At 70.8% G+C, this 24,744-nt stretch carries 13 protein-coding genes; 7 read left to right on the forward strand and 6 right to left on the reverse strand.

Features of this window, described 5'->3' with window-relative positions; translation table 11 throughout:
• Positions 1-41: 41 nt before the first annotated feature.
• Genes ACFZAT_RS13730 through ACFZAT_RS13760 form a run of 7 tightly spaced genes read left to right on the forward strand, consistent with a single transcriptional unit; the run spans position 42 to position 16,555 of the window.
• Positions 42-4,754: an amino acid adenylation domain-containing protein gene (locus tag ACFZAT_RS13730; RefSeq protein WP_391263915.1), complete on the forward strand. Its 4,713-nt coding sequence runs from the start codon at positions 42-44 to the stop codon at positions 4,752-4,754.
• Positions 4,754-8,647, forward strand: a complete 3,894-nt coding sequence (locus ACFZAT_RS13735; RefSeq protein WP_391263917.1) for an amino acid adenylation domain-containing protein — start codon at positions 4,754-4,756, stop codon at positions 8,645-8,647. The genes ACFZAT_RS13730 and ACFZAT_RS13735 overlap by 1 nt, the downstream gene beginning before the upstream one ends.
• A 33-nt stretch (positions 8,648-8,680) precedes the next feature.
• Positions 8,681-9,718, forward strand: a complete 1,038-nt coding sequence (gntD, locus tag ACFZAT_RS13740) for a guanitoxin biosynthesis L-enduracididine beta-hydroxylase GntD (protein WP_391263919.1) — start codon at positions 8,681-8,683, stop codon at positions 9,716-9,718.
• Between the two features lies 1 nt (position 9,719).
• Positions 9,720-11,033, forward strand: coding sequence for an MFS transporter (locus ACFZAT_RS13745; RefSeq protein WP_391263921.1), 1,314 nt, complete (start codon positions 9,720-9,722; stop codon positions 11,031-11,033).
• A gap of 27 nt (positions 11,034-11,060) precedes the next feature.
• Positions 11,061-13,442, forward strand: a complete 2,382-nt coding sequence (locus ACFZAT_RS13750; protein WP_391263923.1) for a lantibiotic dehydratase — start codon at positions 11,061-11,063, stop codon at positions 13,440-13,442.
• On the forward strand, positions 13,436-16,045 hold the full coding sequence (locus tag ACFZAT_RS13755) for a penicillin acylase family protein (protein WP_391263924.1): 2,610 nt from the start codon (positions 13,436-13,438) through the stop codon (positions 16,043-16,045). Before ACFZAT_RS13750 ends, ACFZAT_RS13755 begins: the two co-directional genes overlap by 7 nt.
• A 6-nt stretch (positions 16,046-16,051) precedes the next feature.
• Positions 16,052-16,555, forward strand: coding sequence for a hypothetical protein (locus tag ACFZAT_RS13760; RefSeq protein WP_391263925.1), 504 nt, complete (start codon positions 16,052-16,054; stop codon positions 16,553-16,555).
• A 59-nt stretch (positions 16,556-16,614) separates the two neighbouring features.
• Here ACFZAT_RS13760 and ACFZAT_RS13765 read toward each other — a convergent pair whose 3' ends face one another.
• From ACFZAT_RS13765 to ACFZAT_RS13790, 6 genes are all read right to left on the reverse strand, one after another.
• A complete protein-coding gene (locus ACFZAT_RS13765; RefSeq protein ID WP_391263927.1) occupies positions 16,615-17,145 on the reverse strand; it encodes an NUDIX domain-containing protein in 531 nt (176 codons plus the stop codon).
• A gap of 50 nt (positions 17,146-17,195) precedes the next feature.
• Positions 17,196-18,548 carry a transcriptional regulator gene (locus ACFZAT_RS13770; RefSeq protein ID WP_391263929.1) on the reverse strand — a complete coding sequence of 451 codons (1,353 nt, stop codon included), beginning with the start codon at positions 18,546-18,548 and terminating at the stop codon, positions 17,196-17,198.
• A 314-nt stretch (positions 18,549-18,862) separates the two neighbouring features.
• Entirely contained in the window at positions 18,863-21,373 is a 2,511-nt protein-coding gene (pheT, locus tag ACFZAT_RS13775) for a phenylalanine--tRNA ligase subunit beta (RefSeq protein ID WP_391263931.1), read from the reverse strand.
• Positions 21,373-22,500 (reverse strand): phenylalanine--tRNA ligase subunit alpha, encoded by a 1,128-nt coding sequence (gene pheS, locus ACFZAT_RS13780; RefSeq protein WP_391263932.1) that lies wholly within the window; start codon positions 22,498-22,500, stop codon positions 21,373-21,375. Before pheS ends, pheT begins: the two co-directional genes overlap by 1 nt.
• Positions 22,501-22,655: 155 nt before the next feature.
• The gene (locus ACFZAT_RS13785) at positions 22,656-23,762 is read right to left on the reverse strand and encodes an ATP-binding protein (RefSeq protein WP_391263934.1); all 1,107 of its coding nucleotides are present in this window, start codon (positions 23,760-23,762) and stop codon (positions 22,656-22,658) included.
• 120 nt (positions 23,763-23,882) lie between these two features.
• Entirely contained in the window at positions 23,883-24,725 is an 843-nt protein-coding gene (locus tag ACFZAT_RS13790; protein ID WP_391263936.1) for a TrmH family RNA methyltransferase, read from the reverse strand.
• Positions 24,726-24,744 lie beyond the last annotated feature (19 nt).

The raw sequence follows: 24,744 nt of genomic DNA on the forward strand, positions 1-24,744 counted from the left end.
CGCAACACCACAGTGGGCCCCAGGACGGAGTACGGCGAACAATGACTGACCTTCACCAGCGCATCTTGGCGCTGCCTCCCCACAAGCGCGCGCTGCTGGAGCAGCGGCTCCAGGAGAACGCGGCACGCGCGGGGGCGACGTCCCGGCGCATCACGCGCCGCGAGAATCCGGGAGAGCCCGCGGCGCTCTCCTTCGCGCAGCAGCGCAGCTGGTTCATGAACCAGCTGCGTCCGACCTTCAACCAGCCGGCGGCGATCGAGATCGAGGGAGACCTCGACCTCCAGGCACTCGGGCGGGTCCTCGATGCCCTGGTCGAACGGCACGAGGCACTGCGCAGTACGTTCGAATTGCGCGACGGCACACCGGTACAGATCATCCGGCCTCCCAGCGGGGTGCCCCTCCCGGTCGTCGACCTGCGCACGGCCCCCGACGTTCGGGAGGCGGTACGCCGGGCCGCCCACGAGGAGTCCCGCAAACCCTTCGATCTCACCCGCGACCTCCTGCTGCGCGCAACGATTTTGCGTACGTCCGAGGAGCGGCACGTCATTCTCCTGACGATGCACCACATCACCATGGACGCCTGGTCCATGGGTGTGCTCATCCGCGAGATCGGCACGTTGTACGAGAACTTCACCCGGGGCGGCCCCGCCACGCTGCCCCCGTTGGCCTTCCAGTACGCCGACTACGCCGCCTGGGAACGCGAACAGCTCCGCGGCGACCGTCTCGACGGCCTTCTCGACTACTGGCGCCGTACCCTGGGCAGCACGCCGGCCCGTCTGGAACTGCCTGTCGACCGCCCCCACCCCGAGAGTCAGGCGTTCGCGGGCGCGGCGCACGACGTGGTCCTGCCCGCATCCCTGGCCGCACGCGTCAACAGCATGGCCGAACAAGAAGGCTGCACCGTCTTCATGGTGCTCCTCGCCGCGACCCAGGCCCTCCTGCACCGTCTCACCGGCCAGCAGGACCTGGTGATGGGCTCGACCATAGCCAACCGCACACAGGCCGGCACCGAGGCTCTCGTCGGTTGCTTCGTCAATACCGTCGCACTGCGCACCGATCTGTCCGGCGACCCGAGTTTCCGCACCCTCCTGTACCGCGTTCGCGACACCACGCTCGGTGCCTATGAACACCAGGAGCTGCCGTTCGAGAAGCTGGTCCAGGAGCTTCAGCCGCAGCGGAACGCCACCCAGACGCCGCTCGTCCGCATGATGCTCAACTACGACAACACCCCGCAGACGACGCTGGAACTCGCCGGTCTGCGGCTTTCACTCCTCCCGTACACGCTGGACGTGGTGCACTTCGATCTCACCCTGACCATCACGGAGTCCGGCGACGGACTGCTCACCACCTGGGAATACCGGACCGATCTCTTCGACGCGCAGACGATCGAGCGACTTGGGCGGATGCTGCCCGCTGTGCTGGAAGCCATGGTGGAGGCTCCCGATCAGCGTGTCGGAGACTTCGATCTGCTCTCGGACGAGGACGAGCGAAGCCTCACCGCGTGGAACGACACCGGCGCCCCGGTTCCCGACGCCGCCGTGCACACGCTCATCGCGCGGCAGGCAGCCAGTACCCCTGACGCCACCGCGGTCGTCTTCGACGGCATCTCGCTCAGCTACGCCGATCTCGACGCCCGGGCCAACCAGCTCGCCCGGCACATCGCCGCGTCGGGCGTCGGGGCCGGCGATCTGGTCGCCCTGTGCATCGAGCGCTCCGCGGACATGGCCGTCGCCCTGCTGGCCGTACTCAAGGCGGGCGCCGCCTACGTACCCCTCGACCCGTCCTATCCGCCCGAGCGGCTGGCCCTCATGCTGGCCGACGCGGCACCGGCGCTGGTCCTCACCCAGGAGCGACTGCGCGGGCTGCTGGACTCGTACGGGGGAAGGACGGTGGCGCTGGACACGGACCGCGCCGCCATCATCTCCCACCCCCGTACCATGCCGGACTCTTCCGTCGACGGGGAATCTCTCGCGTACGTCATCTACACCTCGGGTTCCACCGGACGCCCCAAGGGCGCAATGATCAGCCACCGTGCGCTGACCACGTACGCCTTGGCGGCGGTCGACGCCTTCGGCCTCACCTCGGACGACCGCATGCTGCAGTTCGCGGCGCTCGGCTTCGACGTACTGGTGGAAGAACTCTTTCCGGTCTGGCTCGCCGGAGCAGCGGTGGTCATGGCTCCCGAGGAACGCCTCGGGGCGGGAACGGACCTGTGCCGCCTGATCGCGGAGGAGGGCATCACCCTGTGTGAACTGCCCACCGCTTTCTGGCACGAGTGGGCCTACCAGCTGTCTCAGGACCCGACCGCGCTTCCCACCTCATTGTCCCGGGTCATCATCGGAGGCGAGCGGGTGCTGCCCGACCGGCTCACTGCCTGGCAGCGCCTGGGCGTGCCGCTGATCCATGTGTACGGGCTCACCGAGACCACCGTCACCACCACCACCTTCCGGGTGCCCGAAGACGCCGACGGGTCGGTGTGGCACAACCTGCCCGTCGGCAGGCCGCTGGCCAACCAGCGGCTGCACGTGCTGGACGAGCGGATGCGCCCGGTCCCGGTCGGGGTCGCCGGTGAGCTCTACATCGGCGGCGAGTGCGTCGGACTCGGTTACCTCAACCAGCCCGAACTCACGAAGGAACGTTTCCTGCCCGATGGGTTCGCGTCGCGGGCCGGTGGGCGGCTGTACCGCACGGGCGACCTCGTACGCCATCTCCACGACGGGAACCTCGAATTCATCGGGCGCATCGACGCCCAGGCCAAGGTGCGCGGATTCCGGATCGAGCCCGCCGAGGTGGAGGCCGCACTGACCCGTCATCCGGGCCTGCGTGACGCCGTCGTGACAGTGCGTGAAGACCGGCCGGGAGACAAGCGCCTGGTCGCCTACGCCGTGCCCGCCGAGGGAAAGCTCCCGCTCGTGGGCGAACTCCGGGACTTCCTCGCCGCGAGCCTGCCGGCACATCTCGTGCCGTCCTCGTTCGTCCTGCTGGGTGCCCTGCCGGTGACGGCACACGGCAAGGTCGACCGGGCCGCTCTGCCCGCCCCGGAGGGTGTCCGCCCCGAGTTGGCGGAGGAGTTCGTCGCTCCGAGCCTGGAGGTGGAGGAGCAGCTCGCGGACATCTGGGCCAAGGTCATCGGTGTCGACCAGGTCGGCGTGCACGACAACTTCTTCGAGATCGGCGGCGACTCCATTCTCGCCATTCAGATCGTCTCCCGGGCCCAGGCGGTGGGTATCCGGGTCCAGCCCATGGACATCTTCCGCCACCCCACGGTCGGCAGCCTGGCGCGCGCCACCGGTGCGCGGGACGAGCCCGGTGGCGAGCGGGGCCCCTCCAGCGGCCCGCTACCCGTCGTACCGCTGCAACGGTGGTTCTTCGAGGAAGGTTTCGCCGAGCGGCACCACTGGAACATGTCCGTCCTCCTCGAAGTCCGTGAGGCATACAGTCCGGAACTGCTCGGGGCAGCCCTCGACACGCTGCTGCGCCACCACGACGCACTGCGTCAGCGCTTCGTCGTCGCGGACGGTGCGGTGCACGCTCGGATCGAGGAGGCGGAGGGCCCGGCGGGTTCGCTGCCCTTCCAGGTGTACGACCTGTCGGACGAGGCCGAGCAGTCCCAGCGGGACCGGCTGACCGCCCTCGCCGCTCAGCTGCAGTCCTCTCTCGATCTGGAGGACGGGCCGTTGGTGCGTGCCGCGCTGTTCCAGCTCGGCACCGGGGAACCGCCCCGTTTGCTGGTGATCGCCCACCATCTCGTAGTCGATGCGGTGTCCTGGCGGATTCTGCTGGAGGACCTCCAGACGATCTGCGCGGCGCTCCACGCGGGCCGGCCGGTCACTCTTCCGCGCGGGACGACTTCGTTCAGGCACTGGGCGGAACTTCTCGAAGCCCGCCGGTCCGCGGCCGAGAGCGCGCAGGAGGCCGCCCACTGGAACCGGGTGACCGGTACCGCCTCGGGTGCTCTGCCGGTGGACGTCGCCGACCCCCGGTCCCGCAACCTGGTCGGCGACGCAGCCATCGTCACCACTTCCCTCGACGAGAAGGCGACCGACGCCCTGCTCCGGGAAGTCCCTCCCGTGTACCGCACCCGGATCAATGACGCCCTGCTCGCCGCGCTCGCCGGAGCCCTCTCGGGCTGGACCGGAGCCGCCGCACACGTGGTGGAGCTGGAGGGCCACGGCCGGCAGACGGATCTGGCCGACGGCATCGATCTTTCCCGTACGGTCGGCTGGTTCACCGCTGCCTACCCCGTCCTGCTCGAAACCCGGGACGGCGACGGCACGGCCGACGTACTCAAGCGGGTCAAGGAGCACCTGCGGGCCGTTCCGGCAGGCGGCGTCGGCTACGGCACCCACCACCGGCCGTCCGGCGGTACGCGAATCGCCGATGTCGCCTTCACCTATTTCGGGCAGTTCGACCAGCTCAGCCGGGCCGACGGTCCCTTCGTCGTAGCTTCCGAACCGGTGGGCCCCACAGAGCACCCGTCGGGGCACCGGGCCCACCTGCTGGAGGTGTCGGCCGAGGTCAGTGGCGGGCGACTGCGCGTCTCCTGGCGCTACAGCCGCCGGGTGCATCGTGCCGAGCAGATCGAAGAGGTGGCCGAGCGCTACCTCGCCTGGTTGCGCGAGCTGATCGACCACTGCCGCCATACGGACGAGGGCGGCTTCACGCCTTCCGACTTCCCCGGTGCCCGTCTCAGCCAGACCGCGCTCGACAGCTTCATGAGCCGGCTCGGCGCGAGTGGACGGGACAGCCTGTGATGAGCAGTCAAAACATCGCCGACATCTACGAGCTGTCCCCACTCCAGCAGGGGCTGATGTTCCACACGCTGGCCGGCACCGATCCCGAGATGTACGTCGCGCAGCGCAGTTTCCGGTTGCAAGGCCGTTTGGACGCCCAGGCGCTCTCGGAGTCCTGGCAGGACGTCGTGGAGCGGCACCCCGCGCTGCGCACGACCTTCCACTGGGCGGACCTCGACAAGCCCCTCCAAGTCGTACACCGGGCCGTCCCCGTCGAACTGACCGTCCTCGACTGGAGAGAACTGGAGCCGAAGGCCCAAGGCGCCGCGATGGACCGGGCCCTCCGCGAAGACCGCAGCGCCGGTTTCGATCTCACCGCGGCCCCTCTGATGCGCCTGACCCTGGTCCGGCTGGGAGAGGAGACCTACCGGTTCGTCTGGACACACCACATGATGCTGCTGGACGGCTGGTCCGTCCCGCTGGTGACGCGCGACCTCTTCCTCGCCTATGCGGCACGCACTCGCGGCGAGCGCGCCGCATCCCCCTCCGTGGCTCCCTTCGGCGCGTACATCGGCTGGCTCCAGAGCAGGGACCCGGCCGACACCGAGCAGTTCTGGCGCGACACGCTGCACGGCTGCCCGGACGCTGCCCCGCTCGCACGGGCCGGAACCGGCCCAGTGGCACCGGGCACCCCTGCCGAGACCGGGGTGGAGGAACTGCGGCTGTCCGCACGGACCACCGCTGCCCTTCGCGCCCTGGCCTCCCGCCACCAAGTCACCCTCAACACGGTGGTCCAGGCAACCTGGGCGTTGCTCGTCGCCCGGCACACGGACCGCGATGACGTAGTGATCGGAATGACGACAGCCGGCCGTCCCGCCGCGCTGCCGGGCGTCGAGTCCATGGTGGGCCTGTTCATCAACACCCTGCCGCTGCGCCTGCGGGTTCCCGAGGAACTGTCCCTCGGCCCGTGGCTGCGGGAGGTGCAGGAACGGCAGACCGCCGTGCGCGAGCACGAGCACAGCCCTCTCTCACTCGTCCAGCGCTGGAGCGGGCTGCCGGCGGGGCAGCCGTTGTTCGAAAGCATCGTCGTCTTCGAGAACTACCCGGTTCCCACGGAGGTGCGGCAGTGGATCGGCGATCTGCGTATCACCACGGACACGAGTTTCGAGAAGACCAGTGAGGCACTCACCGTAGTCGCCTCGACCGAGCCGGACCTGACGGTGCGTCTCCAGTACCACAGGAACCGGTTCGACGAAGGTGTCGTGGCGGCGTACGCAGAGCAGCTGCGCACCCTCTTCGAGCACCTCGCCGTGCACCCCGACGGGCTCGTCGGAGACATCGAACTCCTCACCGACTCCGCGTACCGGGCGCTGGCCGAACACTGGAGTGGCCCCCGGCTCGACTATCCCGCCGACGCCACCCTGCACGGGCTGGTGGAGCGCCAGGCGGCCCGCACCCCTGACGCGGTGGCCGTACGCTCGCGGGCCGAGCAGCTGACGTACGCACAGCTCGATGAAGAGGCCGAGCGTGTCGCGGCCGGGCTGCGCGCCCGCGGGATCGGGCCGGGCAGCGTGGTCGCCGTCTGCGCCGACCGCTCATCCGCCCTGGTCACCGCGCTGCTGGGTGTCCTGAAGACGGGTGCGGCCTACCTGCCCCTCGACCCCGGGCTGCCGGACGAGCGGCTGCGGTTCATGCTGACCGATGCCGCCGCCCGTCTGGTGCTCACGGACCGGGCCGTCGGTCTTCCCCCGCATCTGACCGCACTGCCGATCGCGGGGCCGTGGGCGGCCCCCGTCGAGCGAGCCGGACCTGCGGTCGGCCCGCAGACCGCCGCGTACGTGATCTACACCTCGGGTTCGACAGGACGGCCCAAGGGCGTGGCGGTGTCCCATGCCGCCATCGTCAACCGGATTCTGTGGATGCGGGACACCTTCGCTCTGACGTCCGAGGACCGGGTCCTCCAGAAGACTCCCTACAGCTTCGACGTATCGGTCTGGGAGTTCTTCCTGCCCCTGGTCTCCGGGGCCGAGTTGGTGCTCGCCCGCCCCGGCGGGCACCGGGACGCGGCCTACCTGGTGGAGGCAGTGGCCGAGTTCGGCATCACCGTGCTTCATTTCGTTCCGTCGATGCTCACGCACTTCCTGGAAGAGCCCGGATGCGCGGGCTCCACCTCGGTGCGCCTGCTGTTCTGCAGCGGTGAAGCCCTGCCGTACGACGTGGCGACGCGCGCGATGGCTCTGCTGCCGGGAGCGGGCGTGCACAATCTCTACGGTCCGACGGAGGCCGCGGTGGACGTCACCTGGTGGGACTGCCGCGACAGCGCCCCCGCGGGGACCGTGCCCATCGGGCGCCCGGTCGCCAATACGCAGATTCATCTGCTGGACCGCCGGTTCCGGCCGGTTCCGGTCGGCGTTCCCGGCGAGCTGTACATCGGCGGCGCTCAAGTGGCCCTGGAGTACGTCGGCCGCGGCGCCTTGACGGCGGCCTCCTTCCTGCCCGATCCCTACGCACCCCCCGGGGGCAGGCTCTACCGCACGGGCGACCTCGCGCGGCGGCTCCCGGACGGCTCGGTGGAGTTCCTGGGACGCCTGGACCATCAGGTCAAGCTGAGGGGCTTCCGTATCGAGCCCGGGGAGATCGAGCACCGCCTCCGCGAGCATCCCGCCGTGCGTGACGCAGCCGTCGTCCTGCGCGAGGACAGGCCGGGCCGACAGCGGCTTACCGGCTACGCCGTTCCCCACGGCGCCGCTCCCACGCCCGCCGAACTGCGGGCCCACCTCGGTGCGCGGCTGCCCGCGCACATGGTCCCGGCGGACCTGCTCCTGCTCGACGCGCTGCCCATGACCGCGCACGGCAAGCTTGACCGTGCCTCGCTGCCGGCTCCGCGGCTTGCTCACGCCGACGTGCCCGCACAGGACGTGGAGCCGCTGAGCGGCAAGGAAATAGACATCGCCCGCGTGTTCGCCCAGGTCCTGGGACTGGACCAGGGCGCCGTCGGCCCCGAGGCCGACTTCTTCGCGCTGGGCGGGGACTCGCTCAGCGCGCTGCGCGCCGTGCGTGACCTGCCGGGCACCACCGTGACCACCCTGTTCCAGTGGCCGAGCCCACGTGGGCTCGCGGCAGCGCTGCGGGACCACGGGGCGCAGAAGCCCCGAGCCGTCCTGCTGGACCTCACGTCGAACCGCCGGGACGCCGACCGGACCCTGCTGTGCGTCCCGTACGGGGGAGGAACTCCCCTCTCGTACCTGCCGCTCGCACAGCAGCTCCCCGACCGGATCGCCGTGCGGGCGGTGACGCTGCCGGGCCACGACGCAGGCTCCGTGGAAGAGCTCCAGACCCTGGAAACCGTCGCCGAGGCGTGCCTCCAGGAGGTTCTGGTGCAGATCCCGGGCAGGATCGCGATCTACGGCCACTGCATCGGCGTGGCCCTCGCGGTCGAGCTCGCACACCGGCTGGAGCGGGCAGGCCGGACTGTGGACCGGGTGTTCCTCGGCGGCTCGTTCCCCTTCCCCTCACGGCAGGTGCTCGGCATGGACCTGACTCGGATACTGCCGTTCCGGCGGCGGGAGACCGACGAGCGGATCCTTCGCTATCTGCAGTCGCTCGGCGGTTTCGAAGAATTGGTGGACGAGGACGAACTCGCCCACGTCATGCGGGCGTTCCGTCACGACGGCAACCACGCACGTGAATACTTCAACCGTCACAGGGCGAGCGGGGGGCCTGCACCGCTCGCCGCTCCCATCACCTTCGTCGCAGGTACCGAGGACCCCGAAACCCGTGGGTTCGAGCGACGCCACCGGGAGTGGGAGAGCTTCAGCCCCGTCACCGATCTGGCCGTGATACCGGGTGGCGGCCACTACTTCCTCAAGCACCATGCCACCGAGCTGGCCGAACTCGTCCAGCACGGCTGGTGATCGGGCAGCACACAGAAATCCGAGGTTGTGACCATGCACAAATTGACTCTTCTCGGGAGCGAATACCGGGTGATCGAGCCACTGCTCGACCGGCTTGCCACGCGGTACCTGTCGATCGAGGATCCCCGTCTGATCCGGGAAGCCCCGCTGCTCGCACATGAGCTCCCTCTTCGGATCAAGGAGTTCATGCGGGACTACGTCCTGGACGAGCCGTCCGGGATCTGCCTCATATCGGGTTACCCCATTGACGACGCCAAGCTCGGCAGAACGCCTGAGCACTGGCGTGACAAGGCGTTTCTGTCGCCGACGCCCACGCTCCGCGAGGAGATCTTCTTCCTGCTGTGCGCCTCGCTGCTGGGCGACGTCTTCGCCTGGTCCACTCAGCAGGACGGCACGATCATGCACGACGTGCTTCCCATCAAGGGACACGAGCAGGAACAGCTCGGCTCGGGCAGCGAGCAGACTCTGTGGTGGCACACGGAGGACGCGTTCCACCCGTTCAAGGGGGACTACGTCTCGCTGATGTGTCTGCGCAACCCGGACGGAGTCGCCACCACGGTTGCCGCCGCGGAGCGCATTGCGTGGGACGAACTTGACCTCGACACCCTGTTCTCGCCGCTCTACACCATCCGTCCCGACGAGTCGCACCTGCCGAAGAACCGGGCCGCACAGGACGAGACCGACCCGGCCCGGGCCCGCCTGCTGGATGCCGCCTACGACCGCATCACCGCGATGACGCGGAGCCCCGAGCGGGTTCCCGTGCTGCACGGCGACCGGACGGCACCGTACATGTGTCTCGACCCCTACTTCATGAAGTCCGACGACCTGGAACCCACCGCCCGCAAGGCGTTCGACGGGCTCGTGGCAGCGATCGAGACATCCCTGGAAGCGCTCGTGCTGGAGCCCGGCGACTGCTGCTTCATCGACAACCTGCGAGCGGTGCACGGCCGCGATCCGTTCAAGGCGCGTTTCGACGGCAAGGACCGCTGGCTCAAGCGTCTCAACATCACCCGGAACCTGCGCGGCTCACGCGCGGCCCGGGTCTCCAGCGCAGACCGGGTGATCTTCTAGCATGCGCACCTTTCTCGTGCTGTGGTGCGGCCAGTTCGCCTCACTCATCGGCTCCGCACTCACGAGCTTCGCGCTCGGCGTCTGGGTCTTCCAGCAGACCGGGTCCGTCACCGGCCTCGGACTCGTCTACCTGCTCACCTTCCTGCCCGGCATCCTGGTGGCTCCGTTCACCGGTGCCCTGGTGGACCGCTGGGACCGGCGCAAGCCCCTCCTGCTGAGCGTCGGCGGTGGTGTCGCCTGCACTCTGGTCCTCGCCACGCTGTACGCGACAGATCTCCTCCAGCCCTGGCACATCTACGTGACGAGTGCCGTGACCTCGGTCCTCACCGCGCTCCAGCTGCCGGCCTTCACGGCCACGGTGAGCCTGCTCGTCCCCCGTGCCCAACTGGGGCGGGCCAACGGCATGGTGCTCTTCGCCCAGGCGGTCAGCCAGATCGTGGGCCCCTTCGCGGGCGGCTTCCTCATCGCGGCCGTTGACCTCCAAGGGGTCGTCCTCGTCGACTGCCTCAGCTTCGCCCTCGCACTGGGCTGCCTGTTGACCATTCGCCTGCCGCGTCCCAAGGCGACGCTCGAAGGTTCGGCCGGAAGCGGCTCCTTGCTGGGCGAGACCGCCCAGAGCTGGCGCTACATCACCCGGCGGCCCGGGCTGCTCTGGCTGCTGGTGTTCTACGCGGTGCTGAATTTCGCCGTCGGCTTCGTCGACGTACTGATCACGCCCCTGGTGCTGAGCTTCTCGGAGACGGGTGCGCTGGGCACGGTCATGGCTGTCGGAGGAGTCGGCATGGTCCTGGGCAGCGTGCTGATGAGCGTGTGGGGCGGGCCCCGACGGCGCATCCACGGCGTTCTGGGCTTCTCACTACTGCTCGGACTCGCCCTCACCCTGGGGTCGCTGCGGGCGAACCTCGTCCTCATAGCCGGCGCGGCGTTCGTCTTCCTCTTCTGCTCCGCGGTCATCAACGCCAGCAGCCGCAGCATCTGGCAGACGAAGGTCGAACCCGACATGCAGGGGCGGGTCATCGCGCTGGAGAACATGGTTGCCACCTCGTCCCTGCCCGTGGCCTACCTTCTCGCGGGCCCCCTCACCGACCACCTCTTCCAGCCCCTCATGAACGCCGACGGAGCCCTTGCGCACAACGTGGGCGCGTTGATCGGCACGGGGGCCGGACGCGGCATGGCTCTCCTGTTGCTGGGGTGCGGGATGACGATCCTGCTCACCGCTGTCGCCGGGTACCTGCACCCTCGGCTGCGGCAGGTCGAGGAGGAGCTGCCCGACGCCTTGCCTTCCGTCCCGACGCCCGAACCCACGACGGCCTGAGGCCCGGTCAAGGAGAGGTAACCGCTTGTGACCGACACCATGCAGCCCCAGGACAAGACGCCCGGCAGCCATCGCACACCGCTGGGATCCACCCGGTGGAGCCTGTGGAAGGACGTCGCGCTGCGCAGCGCCGGCTTCCCGGCCGCCCGGGCGGAGGAGCTGCGCGACCCGGAACTGGCCCAGGCCGCCGACCGGGCCGCGCAGTCGCCCGAGCAGTACGCGAAGGTGTACGCCGAAGCCGCCGAGCGGCTCAAGCGCACCACGCGACGCGTTGCCGCCGACCTCCGCTTTCGCGAGGCCGTGGCCTGGCAGAACCCGGACCTGATCGCGAACTGCCTGGACAAGGCGGCCCGAGGGGAACCTCGCAACGTACGTGGGCGCAACCATGAGCTGGCCATCACCAGCTACCTTCAGCGGTACGCGCTGAAGAACGACACCGTGGGCTTCTTCGGGCCCGTCGGCTGGGCCACCGCCGATCCCTCGGTGCCGTCGTTCGGCGCCCGCCCAGGTCCGGATCTGCTGCGCCGGCGCACCACGTACTTCGAGGTGTGGGCGATTGACGAACTCGCGCGGGCGATCGCGGCGCAGGAAGGCGTCCTGCCCTGGCTCACTCCTCGCCCCGAACCCGCCTGCACGCTTGCCGGTCAGCTGCTGCACCTGCCGTTGCGCCGCCCGGCGCGGCTCTCCGCCCCCGCCGCCCGTCTGTTCGCGCTGTGCGACGGGACCCGGACCGTACAGGCCGTTGCCGCACTGGCGGCGGACCCCGGCGACGGCTCCACGCCCTGTTTCCCGGACGAGCAGGCGGCCCTGACGGCCCTGTTGAGGTTGCGGGACCACAAGGCCCTGCGGGTCGACCTCCAGGGGCCCATGGAGGCGTGGCCCGAGCGATCCTTGCGCCGCCGCCTGGAGGCAATCGGCGAACCTGCGATACGCGCCCGGGCCATCGCGCCCCTCGACGAGCTCGTCGCCGCCCGTGACGCCGTGGACGCCGCAGCGGGCAACGCGAAGGAGGTGCTGGCGGCCACGCAGCGCCTCGGCGAGGTCTTCAGCAGGCACACCGGCGTAGCCGCGACGCGTGCCCACGGGCGCACCTACGCGGGGCGCACCCTGGTGTACCAGGACACGGTGCGCGACGTGGAGATCCAGCTCGGACGGCAGGTCCTGGACGCCATGGCACAGCCCCTGGGGCTCGTCCTGGACAGCGCCCGCTGGCTCACCGGGACCGTCGCCCAGCGGTACCATGCCCGCTTCCTGGAACACTTCGCCCGCGAGTGTGCGCGTGCGAAGGCAAAGTCCGTCCCACTGTCCCGGCTCATGCTGGTCGCGACCCCGGATCTGCTGACGCCCTCGTCGCGCGTACTGCCCGCGCTGGTGTCGGAGGTCGTGACGGACTTCCAGCGGCGCTGGCAGGAACTGCTTCAGGTCCCCGCGAACGTGCGCCGCCACCGACTCGGCGTGGAAGGGCCGGCGGCGTCCGCGAGCCGGCTCTTTCCCTTCATCGCCCCGGCCTGGAGCAACGCGACCCAGCACTCACCGGACCTCATGATCGCGGCTGCCGGGCCCGAGGCCCTGTCGCGCGGGGACTTCCAGCTGGTCCTGGGCGAGATCCATCTGGCGGTCAACACCCTGGAGAGCAGGCTGTTCGTGGAACAGCACGACGCTCCGGAGCGGTTGGTGGCCGCGGCCACCGACGATCAGGGCGGACGCCGGATCTACTCCGTACCGCGCAAGAGCTCCCCCTACGTCACTTCCCGCGTGTCCCCGCCCACGGCTCTCCTCTCGTCCGGCTTCCAGTACTGGTCCTCGGGCGAGGAGGCCGTGGACTGTCCCGTGAAGCCGTTGCCCGTGGTCGATCTGGAAGTACACCTCTCGCAGGGCCGTCTCATGGTGCGTTCCCGCGCGTCGGGCCGGGAGTTCGACTTCGTGGAGATGATCGGCGAGATCCTCTCCGCCACGGTCGCCAACGCCTTCAAGCCCTTCCCGGGGGCGGCCCACCAGCCCCGTGTCACCCTGGACCGTCTGGTGCTGTGCCGCGAGTCGTGGACGTTTGACCCCGAGGAGACCGGCTGGGCTTTCATCAAGGACGAGAGCGCACGCTTCGCGGCGGCACGCGCCTGGACGGCCCGGCACGGCATTCCCGAACGCGCCTTCTACAAGGTGCCGGTCGAGGACAAGCCGACCGCCGTGGACTTCACCAGCATCCCCCTGGTCAACATCTTCGCGAAGGCCGTCCGGCGTACCCACGAGGCGCAGGCCGGCACCCTCTCCGTCTCGGAAATGCTGCCCGACACCGGGGGCCTCTGGCTGGAGGACGCCGACGGTGAGCGCTACACGGCGGAGCTGCGATGTGTCGCGGTCGACCGGCCCGCACCTTCCACACCCGTACACCCTTCGGAGGCACCGTGCTGAGTTCCGTCCGCAAGGCGGGTTCGGCTCTGGCCGCCGCCGTCCTCTCCTTGCTCGTCATGGGCTTCTTCTCGCTGGGCGCGGGACCGCTCCCAGCTCTGGGAGGTCTCCTGTCGCCGGGGGCGGGCGTGTGGTCATCGGCCGAGGACGGAAAGCTCCCTCACTCCCAGACCATCCGGCTGGACTCCCTCGGGGCTCCGGTGACGGTCGCCTTCGACGGCAAGGGAGTGCCGTCGGTGCGTGCGCGCTCGGACGCGGACCTCTTCCGCGCCCAGGGCTATCTGCACGCAGCGTTCCGGATCACACAGCTGGACCTGGAGCGCCGCATGGGCAGCGGGCGTCTGGCAGAGCTGAACGGTCCCGCGGGGGTCGAATCCGACAAGTTCCAGTTGCAGAGCGGGCTGCTGCGTACTGCAGAGGCGACCTGGGCCGCCACCGAACCCGGCAGTCCCGAAGCCGAGGCGCTCACCTCGTACAGCGAGGGCGTCAATGTCCGTCTCGCCGAACTGCGCAAGTCCGGAAAGTGGCCCGCGCTCTTCACGCTGACGGGTGTGTACCCGTCCGACTGGACCCCTGTCGACAGTCTGGTCGTCCAGCAACTGCTGACCCAGAACATGAGTTACGGGACCGCGCCGCTGGACTACGCCCTGTTGCATGCTTCGTTGGGGGCGAAGCGCACTATGGAGTGGTTCCCGGTCACCGCGCCCAACGAGCAGCATCCCTACGACGCCGGCCCCTACCGCGCACTCGACGCCACGCCCCTCCCGCTGACGGCCAACGCCAATTCCGCGGTCCCCGGTGTGTCGTCCTCCCGGGAGGACGCGCCCGTGGCGCCGAGCCGCGCCGTCCGGAGCCCGCTCGTCCCCGGGGCGGCCCTCGACGAAACGAAGGTTCCCGCCGACGGTGCCGCCCGCGCGGCGGCCGACATCCTGGACAGGATGCGGGACCTCCCCGTCGGCCGCCTCGACGCCTTCCACAACAGCAACGCCTGGGTCGCCAACGGGCCTGCGGTGGGCAAGGGACGCTCCCTGCTCGCCGGTGATCCGCACCTCCAACTGACGCTGCCTTCGTTCTGGTACCAGATCGCGCTGTCATCGCCCACGACCGAGGTCACGGGTGCCAGCCTGACCGGCCTGCCGGGCGTTCTCATCGGCCGCAACCGCCACGTCTCCTGGTCGATCACGAACATGCAGAACCAGTCGACCTTCTTCTACGCGGAGAAGACCAGCCCCGACCGGCCGGGGCAGTACTACTGGAAGGGCAAGTGGCGCACCAGTCGCAAGGTGCACTACACGATCCCGGTACGTGGCGCCGCGACCGAGAAGCTCACGGTGGAACTCACCGCCCATGGCCCGGTGATGACCGAGGCCGGCCTCACCACGTCGGTGGCCTGGTCCGGCAACCTCCCCTCGCCCAACGTCAAGGCGATCCTTGCCGTGAACAAGGCCACGGACTACAAGGGCTTCCGCTCGGCCCTCGCCGACTGGCACGCGCCCGCCCTCAACTTCGCGTACGCCGATGGAAGCGGGAACATCGGCATGTTCGCCGCTGGGTACCTGCCGCTCACCCACGCACGCGAGCCGTGGCTTCCGATGTCCGGAACCGGCGACAACGACATCTTCGGGACCATCCCGTACGAGGCGATGCCCCAGGCATACAACCCGCCTTCGCACATCCTCGCCTCCGCCAATCAGCGTCCGGTGGGACCGGACTACCCGTACTACATCGGTACGACCAGCTCCTCCTTCGACAACGGCTACCGAGCGAATCGCATCTATGAGGCCCTCCAATCCGCCCCGTCCCTCACGGCCGCGAGTTTCCAGTCCCTGCAGAACGACGTGACCGACCAGCTGGCTCCCCGGATCGTGCCGCGTCTCAAGGAGGCTTTGCGCACCACCGAGCCGAGTGGACGCGAGCGCCAAGCCTTGGAGATCCTGGAGAGCTGGGACTCCCGGATGACAGTGAATTCCGCCGGTGCGAGCATCTGGTGGCAGTTCTGGAGCGACTACCTCTCGGTTGTCTTCCAGCCCTGGTGGGATGCCGAGAAGGTGCCGGTGGACCGCCACGAGTCATCCCTGGCGGTCTCCAACAAGCGCTCGGGGCTCAACCAGAACCTGGAGAAGTGGACGTTGAGCGATCCACACAACCCGGCCTTCACCGCTCCCGGAGCCGCACGAGGAGACTCCTCGACGGCAATGCGCAAAGCCTTCACCCGTGCCGTTGCCGAACTGGCCGACAAGCTCGGTCCCGACCCGGCATCCTGGTCCTGGGGCCGGGTGCACACCGTCGAAATACCCGCGCTCAGCGAGATACCGGCCCTCGGGGAGCCCCCTCGTCCCGCGCCGGGACATCGCTGGACCGTGAACGCCGCCCTGGGGGAGCCAAGTTCTTCGTTCGGACCGAGCTGGCGCATGGTGGTCGACTGGAAGAGCCCGCAGGACGTCGGCGCGGTGGCCGTCTATGCCGGAGGCCAGAGTGAGAACCCGGCGTCCCCCTGGTACCGCGACCAGGTTCCGTTCTGGCGCAGCGGCCGGTACTTCCCACTGTCCTTGGCCACCCCACATGAACACTCAGACATCATCTGGACCTTGCGCTCGGGAGAGTGACTCGAAGTGACGGAAGTTCAGCACTGCTCGCCGCCGCGGACGTCCCCCGGCAACACGGCCGCGGCCTTCACGGCCGTACCCGCCGACCGAACCGTCCTCGTGGCAGTGGCCGTCCTCGCGGCCGTGCCTGTCATAGCTTTCGGCTCGGTCTGGGGGGCGTGGTACCTGCCCTTCGTGTCCAGTGCCCTGCTCGGGATCGCCACGGGCGGGCGGTCCGTCCGGAAGAGGCTGACCGCACTGCTCATCGTCGCCGCCGGCGTCTGCGGATGGGGAGCCCCCCTCCTGTGGCGTTCCCTCTCCGGCGAACCACTCGCGGAAACGGCCCGAACCGTGGGGGCACTCGCGGGCCTCCCTCCGTGGGCTTCGCTCCTCATCGGCACCACGCTGCTCATCGCACTGCTCCAGTCACTGCTGGGGCTGTGGCTGGGGCGGTCGGCCATCGGCATGGTGTTGTCCTGGAGACGGGCCAGGACACGTCAGGGCTCGGCCGGCCCCGACGGACTCACCTGATCGCCCGGAACGGCCCGTACGTGCGAGGGCCGCACCGCCTCGCACGTACGGGACACGGCTCAGCCCAGTCGTAAGTGGTGGAGCATCATCAGGGCGGCCGCCATGCCCGCCGCCGGGACCTCGCCGGCGGCTGTCAGGTCGGGGACCAGCTTCAGGGGGACCCACTCGCGGCGCGAGGATTCGAAGGCGTCGCTCGGCTCGCCCGTGCACCTCGCCTCCTCGGACCAGTAGAAGTGGTGCCGGGCGTCGGTGAGGCCGTTGGACGGTTCCACGGTCAGGAGCGGGTGGAGCGGGCCGGGGCGCCAGCCGGTCTCCTCCTCCATTTCGCGGGCGGCCGCCTCCGGCAGGGACTCGCCGTCCTCGACCACGCCCGCCGCCAGCTCCCAGCCCCAGCTGTCGGTGATGAAACGGTGCCGCCACAGCAGCAGCACCTCGTTCGCCGCGTTGACGACGGTGGCCGCCGCGACCGGGCGCAGCCGGATGACGAAGTGGTCGAGCCGGGCTCCGTCGGGGAGTTCGACATCGGCCAGATTGACCCGGAACCACGGGTTCTCGTACACGGGTTGTTCGTTCAGGTTCGTCCACTGCACGGTTCTGCCACCTTTCGATCGTTGGTGGCGGTATCGCAGCAGACTTCGGCTCAGAGCGGTACGCGCAGTGCCCCCTCCACGCGTTCGGCGGCCCGTTCCGCGTCGGCGCTCCCGCTGGCGGCCAGGTCCGCCCGGACCGCCCGCAGCCGGTCGCGCAGCCGCTGCGACTCCATGCCCCGGGCCCGGTCCGCCATCTCGACGGCCGTGGCCGCCGCCCGGTCCGCCTCGCCCCGGCGCAGCTCGACCGTGGTGAGCATGGCCAGGCGGTGGACCCGGCCCCGGTCGTGCGCGGGGGTCCGGACCGCCACCACCGCGTGCTCGCGGGCCGCCGGCAGGTCCCCGAGGCTGAGCAGTGCCTCCGCCACCTGGACGTCGACCAGGCCCGGCTGCACGTAGCCGGTCTCGTCCGGCTCCCGGCCCGGCCGGATGCGGGCGGCCTCGGACTCGGCGCGGCCGATGCACGCCAGCGCGCTCGCCCGGTCGCCGAGCCTCGCGTACGCCTTGGCCTGCATCGCGTGCAGGTCGGCGGCGAGCGCGGGGGTGATCTCGCGGCCGGCCGCGCGCAGGGCCGCCTCCGCGAACGCGACGGACTGGCGGAACTCGGCGAGGAACAGCGACTGGTTGACCAGCAGCGCGATCACATAGCCGCCGAGCGCCCGGTCCCCGCTCGCCTTGGCCAGCCGCAGCGCCTGGTGGAAGTAGCGCTGGGCGAGGCCGTGCGCGTCGGAGTCGTAGGCGCAGATCCCCGCGACGGCCACCAGAGCGCCCGTCGCGCGGTGCAGCTGACGGCCCGTCGCGTCGCTGTAGCCGCCGCGCAGCAGCGGGGCGGCACCGGCGTTGAGGAAGCCGACGATGCGCGGACGCGTCGCGATTCCGCCCGCCCTGCGGTACATCAGTTCGTAGTGGTCACGGGCGGCCCGCAGCGTTGCTATGTCCGCCGCGCCGACCCCGGCCGGCCCGGTCCGCGACACATCGGCGTCCTCCGGCGGGTTCTCCCACTCCCAGACGGGCATCACCGCGCCCGTCCCGGTGACGGCCGGGGTGGTGACGACGTGCGGGCGCTGCTGGGCGTCGCAGCGCCACACCGCGGTGGCCCGTTCCACGAAGCCGGGGAGCGAGGAGCCCTGGACCGGCGGGTGGCTCCCGTCGGGGCCCGCCATGCCGATGTCGTCCAGCGACACGGCCCGGCGCAGGCGGTTTCCCAGCACCTCGCAGATGAGGTCGGGCACTTGACCGCGCGGGCGCTGGCCCTTCAGCCAGCGGGCGACGGCGGTGTGTTCGTAACGCAGTCCGAGACCGCGCGCGCGGCCGGCCCGGTTCACATGGGCGGCCAGTCCCGCCCGGGAGACGCCGGCCTCCTCGATCAGGGCCTCCAGCGCGGTGTTGGGCTCCCTTGGCCCCATGTCCCCCTCCGGTGGTTCGGCACGCCAGGACGTGTCGCCCCAGTGGAGCACGATTCACACGGGGTGTGAACGGAATGCCCGAACCGTCCCTCCGCGCACGCTGCCGCACCGGCCCCGGGCTCGCTTGAATGAATGCCCTCGCAGGGCGCGGACGGGCCGTCTGCTCCCCCTCGTACAGCAAGACGGCCCGCATCCGCGCGGTCCACCCCGCCGGCCTGCCCGACACTCCACGGCGGAGGCGGACGGCGAGCACACAGGAGGGGCGCGTCCGGTGGCCGGACGCGCCCCTCCTTCTCGTGCTTCTCGCGGGGTGGCTACGCTCCGCGCAGCACCGCGCCCGTGCGCTCGGCAGCCAGGGCCACCGCCGCGTCACGGGCGGCGCTCGCCTCGTCGACCGTCAGGGTGCGGTCGGCGGCGCGGAAGCGCAGCGCGTACGCCAGGGACTTGCTGCCCTCGCCGATCTGCTCGCCCGTGAAGACGTCGAACAGCCGCAGCGACTCCAGGAGTTCGCCCGCGCCCTCGCGGAGCGCGCGCTCCACGTCGGCGGCGGGCACGTCCTGGCCGACGACCAGCGCGACATCCTGGGTCGCCACCGGGAAGGTGGAGATCCGCGGCGCCCGCAGGACGCCGTCGACGGCCTGCTCCAGAATGTCGAGGTCGATCTCCATGGCGCAGGTGCGCTCGGGCAGGTGGAGCTCCTTGATGACGCGCGGGTGCAGTTCGCCCGCGTGTCCGAACAGGGTCTCCTCGCCGGCCACGGTCACGTACAGCGCGGCGCAGCGGCCCGGGTGCCAGGGCGCGTGCCGGTCGGCACGGACGATGACCTCGACCCCGGCCTCGCGGGCGACGGTGCGCGCGGCCTCGACGGAGTCCGCCCAGTCGGCCGGGCGGCCCTTGCCCCACCAGCCGGCCTGCTCGCGGGCGCCCGCGAGGACGACGGCGGCGCGGCGCGGCTGACGCGGGAGCGCGGCGTTGAGCGACGCGATGTCCGCGTCGGAGGGGCGCCGGTCGACGGGGAGGCGGACGGGCTTCGTCTCCTCACCGGTCGGCCGGAAGACCAGGCCGGTCTCGAAGAGGGCGAGGTCGTGGCTGCCGCGGCCGTCGTTGCGCCGCAGTGCGCCGAGGAGGCCCGGCAGCAGCGTGGTGCGCAGCGAGGGCTCCTCGTCGGAGAGCGGGTTGACGAGCTGGACCGTGCGACGGCGGGCGTCGTCCGCCTCCAGGCCGAGCTGGTCGAGGACCGCCTCGCCGATGAACGGGTAGTTCAGCGCCTCGACGTAACCGGCGCCCGCGAGCGCCCGGCCGACGCGGCGGTGCAGCCGCTGGCGGTCGGTGAGGCCGCGGCCGGAGGGCGGCGTCGGGAGCGTGGAGGGCAGGTTCTCGTAGCCCTCCAGGCGGATGACCTCTTCGGCCAGGTCGTTCGGCTCGTTGAGGTCGGGGCGCCAGGACGGCGTGGTGACCAGGAGCTCGTCCTGCCCGTAGACGTCGCAGCCGACCTCCTGGAGGCGGCGGACGACGGTCTCGCGGCCGTAGGCGACACCGGCGACCTTGTCGGGGTGGTCGGCCGGCATCGTGATGGTGCGGGGCGCGGAGGGGGCGGTGACCTCGGTGACGCCTGCCTCGGCGGTGCCGCCGGCCAGGAGGACCAGCAGGTCGACGGTGCGCTGCGCGGCAGCGGCGGCGGCCTGCGGGTCGACGCCGCGCTCGAAGCGCTTGGACGCCTCGGAGGGCAGCTTGTGGCGGCGCGCGGTGCGGGCGATCGAGATCGCGTCGAAGTGCGCGGCCTCGATGACGACCTCGGCGGTGTGCGCGCCCTCGGCGGCGTCGGCGATCTCCGTGTCGGCCCCGCCCATGACGCCCGCGAGGCCGATGGGGCCGCGGTTGTCGGTGATGACGAGGTCGCCGGAGTCCAGGACGCGGACGGCGCCGTCGAGCGTGGTGAGCTTCTCGCCCTGCTCGGCACGGCGGACGCCGATCGGTCCGTCGATGCGCGTCCGGTCGTAGGCGTGCAGCGGCTGGCCGAGTTCGAGCATCACGTAGTTGGTGATGTCCACGGCGAGCGAGATCGGCCGCATGCCCGCCTTCTGCAGCCGGCGCTGCATCCAGATCGGGGTGCGGGCCTCGGGCTGGAGTCCGGTGACGGTGCGCGCGGTGAAGCGGGAGCAGCCGATCGGGTCGGAGACCTTGACCGGGTAGCCGTACGCGTTCGGCGCGGGCACGTCCAGGAGCGCCGGGTCGCGCAGCGGCAGGCCGTAGGCGATGGCGGTCTCGCGGGCGACACCGCGCATGGACAGGCAGTAGCCGCGGTCGGGCGTGACGGCGATGTCCAGGACCTCGTCGCGGAGCTCCAGGAGCTCGATCGCGTCGGTGCCCACCTCGTACTCGGGCGGGAGCACGATGATGCCGTGGGTGCCGTCGTCACCCATGCCGAGCTCGTCGGCGGAGCAGATCATGCCGTGCGAGGTCTTGCCGTACGTCTTGCGGGCGGCGATCGCGAAGTCGCCGGGGAGCACGGCGCCGGGCAGGACCACGACGACCTTGTCGCCGACGGCGAAGTTACGGGCGCCGCAGACGATCTCCTGCGGTTCGCCGGTGCCGTTGGCGGTGCCGACGTCGACCGTGCAGAAGCGGATCGGCTTCTTGAAGCCCTCCAGCTCCTCGATGGTCAGCACCTGTCCGACGACCAGCGGGCCGGTGAGGCCGGCGCCGGTCTGCTCGACCGTCTCGACCTCCAGGCCGACGGCGACCAGCTTGGCCTGCACGTCACGGCCGGTCTCGGTGGCCGGCAGGTCGACGTATTCCCGCAGCCAGGAAAGCGGGACGCGCATCAGATCTCCATCCCGAAGGGCCGGGTGAACCGGACGTCACCTTCGACCATGTCTCGCATGTCTTCGACGTTGTGGCGGAACATCAGCATCCGTTCGATGCCGAACCCGAAGGCGAATCCGCTGTACTTCTGGGGGTCGACGCCGCAGGCCGTGAGCACCTTGGGATTGACCATGCCGCAGCCGCCGAGCTCGATCCAGCCCTCGCTGCCGCAGGTGCGGCAGGGGCGGTCCGGGTTGCCGACGGAGGCCCCGCGGCAGACGTAGCAGACCATGTCCATCTCGGCGGACGGCTCGGTGAACGGGAAGAAGTTCGGGCGCAGCCGGGTCTTCATGTCCGGGCCGAAGAGCGCCTGGACCATGTGGTCGAGGGTGCCCTTGAGGTCGGCCATGGTCAGGCCCTCGTCCACGGCGAGCAGCTCGATCTGGTGGAAGACCGGGGTGTGCGTGGCGTCGAGCTCGTCGGTGCGGTAGACGCGGCCGGGGCAGACGACGTAGACGGGGGGCTCCCGGTCGAGCAGGGTGCGGGCCTGGACCGGGGAGGTGTGCGTACGCAGCACGACGCCGGACTCGTCGTTCTTCGCGCCGTCGGGGCCCTGGACGAAGAAGGTGTCCTGCATCTGCCGGGCCGGGTGGTCGGGCACGAAGTTGAGGGCGTCGAAGTTGAACCACTCGGCCTCGGCCTCGGGGCCCTCGGCGATCTCGTAGCCCATGGCCACGAAGACGTCGGCGACGCGCTCCATGATGGTCGTCAGCGGGTGGCGGGAGCCGGCCGGGGTGCGGTCGTAGGGCAGGGTGACGTCCACCGCCTCCTCGACCAGGACCCGGGCGTCACGCTCGGCCTCCAGCTCCGCCTGGCGGGCCGCGAGGGCACGGCCCACGGCGGCACGGGCCTGGCCGACGCGCTTGCCGGCCTCGGCCTTCGCCTGCGGGGGCAGTGCGCCGATCTCGCGGTTCGCGAGCGACAGGGGCGAGGTGCCACCGGTGTGCGCCGTCTTCGCGTGGGCGAGCGCTTCGAGGTCACCCGCGGCGGCGAAGGCGGCGAGCGCCTCGTCCCGGATGCGCTCGATCTCTTCCGGTTTCAGTGCCTCGACCTCGACTGGGTCGTACGACTTGTTCGGTGCCGACATCTCTTCCCGTACTTCCGATTGGCTGAGTGCTGCGCTTGCCGGGGGATACTCCCGGACCCCCGTGACCTCGCTCGAAGACCGGAGGACGCAAAGGTGCCAAGGGTCGAGTCTAAGGGTCGCGGGGCGGGTGGGGCGCCCGTGGGCCGCTCGGGGCCTTAACTGAGATAGGCCGGCGTGCTCACGGGCAGCATAAATCGGAACTCCGCGCCGCCTCCGGGGCCGCGGCCGACCGTGATGGTGCCGCCGTGGGCCTCGACGATGCCCTTGACGATGTAGAGGCCCAGGCCCGTGCCGCCGCGCTTGCTGCCCCGCCAGAAGCGGGTGAAGACGCGGCTCATCGACTCCTCGGGGATGCCGGGACCTTCGTCGCTCACGGTGACGGCCGCTCCCCTCTCGTCGCTCTTCGCCGGTGCGGGTGCCACATCGATGGTGACAGTTCCCTCACCGTGGCGCACCGCGTTTTCGAGCAGGTTGCCGAGGACCTGGTCGATCTTGTCCGGGTCGGCCCACACCGCGGGCAGCGGCTGCCGGGTGCGGACGAGGAAGCGGCCGGGGTCCTGGCCGGCCGCGGTGTGCGCCTGGACGTGGCGCTCGACGGCGGCGGACAGGTCGACGGGCTGGCGGCGCAGCTCCAGGCGGCCGGAGTCGATCCGGGAGATGTCCAGGAGCTCGGTGATGAGCCGGGTTACCCGGTTGGCGTCGGCGTACACCGTCTCCAGCATCAGGCGCTTCTGGTCGTCGGTGAACCGCTCCCACTTGGCCAGGAGCGTCGCCGTGAAGCCCTTGACCGAGGTCAGCGGCGAGCGCAGTTCGTGGGCGACGGTCGCGATGAGCTCGGCGTTGCTGCGCTCGGTGCGCCGGCGGGCCTCCGTGCCGCGCAGGCTGATGACCAGGCGGCGGACCGGTCCGGTGGGGGTCTCGCGCACATAGCGGGCGGAGACGAGGACCTCGCGCCCGCCGGGCAGCAGCAGGTTGCGCTCGGGCTGGCCGGTCCGGGTGGCGAGGCCGCCGTAGGGGTCGGTCAGCTCCCACCAGCGGCGGCCCTTGAGATCCTCCAGCGGCAGCACCTGTGCGACCGGGCGCCCGAGCGCGGCGGCCTCCGGCACGGCGGTGATGCGGACGGCGGCGGCGTTGAAGCAGATGATCCGGCCGGTCCCGTCCGCGACGACGAGCCCGTCGGGCAGGTCGTCGGGGTCCAGCCCGAGGCCGCCCGCCGCGGTGTCCGCCTGTGCAGCGCGCGGCCCGCTCATGCCGACAGCCATACCCGTACCCCACTCTCGAACCGGTGCAGTGGGCCCCCGAGTTCGTCACCCTACTAGTCGCCGGTGACGCAGCGACACCCTGTCGGGGCTCTCCGTCGAAGTGAGAGCGTGCGAAGGGGCTCAGGCGGGGGTGCGGCGGGGGCGCTGGGCGCGCGCGGAGGCGTAGAGGCAGACGGCGGCGGCGGTGGCGAGGTTCAGGCTCTCCGCCTTGCCGTGGATCGGCACCCGCACCACGGCGTCGGCCAGGGCGCGGGTCTCCTCGGGCAGGCCCCACGCCTCGTTGCCGAAGACCCAGGCGGTGGGCCCGCCCATCGTGCCGGCGTCCAGTTCGTCGTCCAGGTCGTCCGCGCCCGCGCCGTCGGCGGCCAGGATGCGGACGCCCGCCTCGCGCAGCCCGCGTACGGCCTGTTCGACGGGGACGCCCACGGCGACCGGCAGGTGGAAGAGCGAACCGACCGAGGCGCGCACCGACTTGGGGTTGTACAGGTCGACGGAGGCGTCGGTCAGGACGACCGCGTCGGCGCCCGCCGCGTCGGCGCAGCGCAGCACGGTGCCGGCGTTGCCCGGGTCGCGGACGTGCGCCAGGACGGCGACCAGCTTGGGCCGGGCGGCGAGAATGGCGTCGAAGGGCGAGTCGAGGAAGCGGCAGACCCCGATGAGACCCTGCGGGGTGACGGTCTGGGAGACGTCGGCCAGGACGTCGGCGCCGGCGAGGTGGACGCGGGCGCCGGCCGCGTGGGCGGCGTCGATGATCGCGGTGTAGCGGTCGGCGGCCTCGACGGTGGCGAAGAGTTCGACCAGGGTCGGCTCTCCGTCGTCGCCCCGGTGCTCGGCGGCCTCGCGCACGGCCTGCGGCCCCTCGGCGATGAACCTGCGCTCCTTGCCGCGGAAGTTGCGCCTGGCCAGCCGCCGGGCGGCGGCGACCCGCGGCGAACGCGGGGAGATCAGTTCAGGGATGCCCATGGTCGGCGGCGAGCCTCTC

This window comes from Streptomyces sp. NPDC008163 (genome assembly GCF_042956885.1).
Classification (GTDB): domain Bacteria; phylum Actinomycetota; class Actinomycetes; order Streptomycetales; family Streptomycetaceae; genus Streptomyces; species Streptomyces drozdowiczii_A.

Excerpts from the sequence above, each read along its gene's own strand:
- ACFZAT_RS13735 (WP_391263917.1), top strand. The coding sequence starts at position 4,754 with ATGAGCAGTCAAAACATCGCCGACATCTACGAGCTGTCCCCACTCCAG.
- ACFZAT_RS13785 (WP_391263934.1), bottom strand. The coding sequence starts at position 23,762 with ATGGCTGTCGGCATGAGCGGGCCGCGCGCTGCACAGGCGGACACCGCG.
- pheS (WP_391263932.1), bottom strand. The coding sequence starts at position 22,500 with ATGTCGGCACCGAACAAGTCGTACGACCCAGTCGAGGTCGAGGCACTG.
- pheT (WP_391263931.1), bottom strand. The coding sequence starts at position 21,373 with ATGCGCGTCCCGCTTTCCTGGCTGCGGGAATACGTCGACCTGCCGGCC.
- ACFZAT_RS13790 (WP_391263936.1), bottom strand. The coding sequence starts at position 24,725 with ATGGGCATCCCTGAACTGATCTCCCCGCGTTCGCCGCGGGTCGCCGCC.
- ACFZAT_RS13745 (WP_391263921.1), top strand. The coding sequence starts at position 9,720 with ATGCGCACCTTTCTCGTGCTGTGGTGCGGCCAGTTCGCCTCACTCATC.
- ACFZAT_RS13730 (WP_391263915.1), top strand. The coding sequence starts at position 42 with ATGACTGACCTTCACCAGCGCATCTTGGCGCTGCCTCCCCACAAGCGC.
- ACFZAT_RS13770 (WP_391263929.1), bottom strand. The coding sequence starts at position 18,548 with ATGGGGCCAAGGGAGCCCAACACCGCGCTGGAGGCCCTGATCGAGGAG.
- gntD (WP_391263919.1), top strand. The coding sequence starts at position 8,681 with ATGCACAAATTGACTCTTCTCGGGAGCGAATACCGGGTGATCGAGCCA.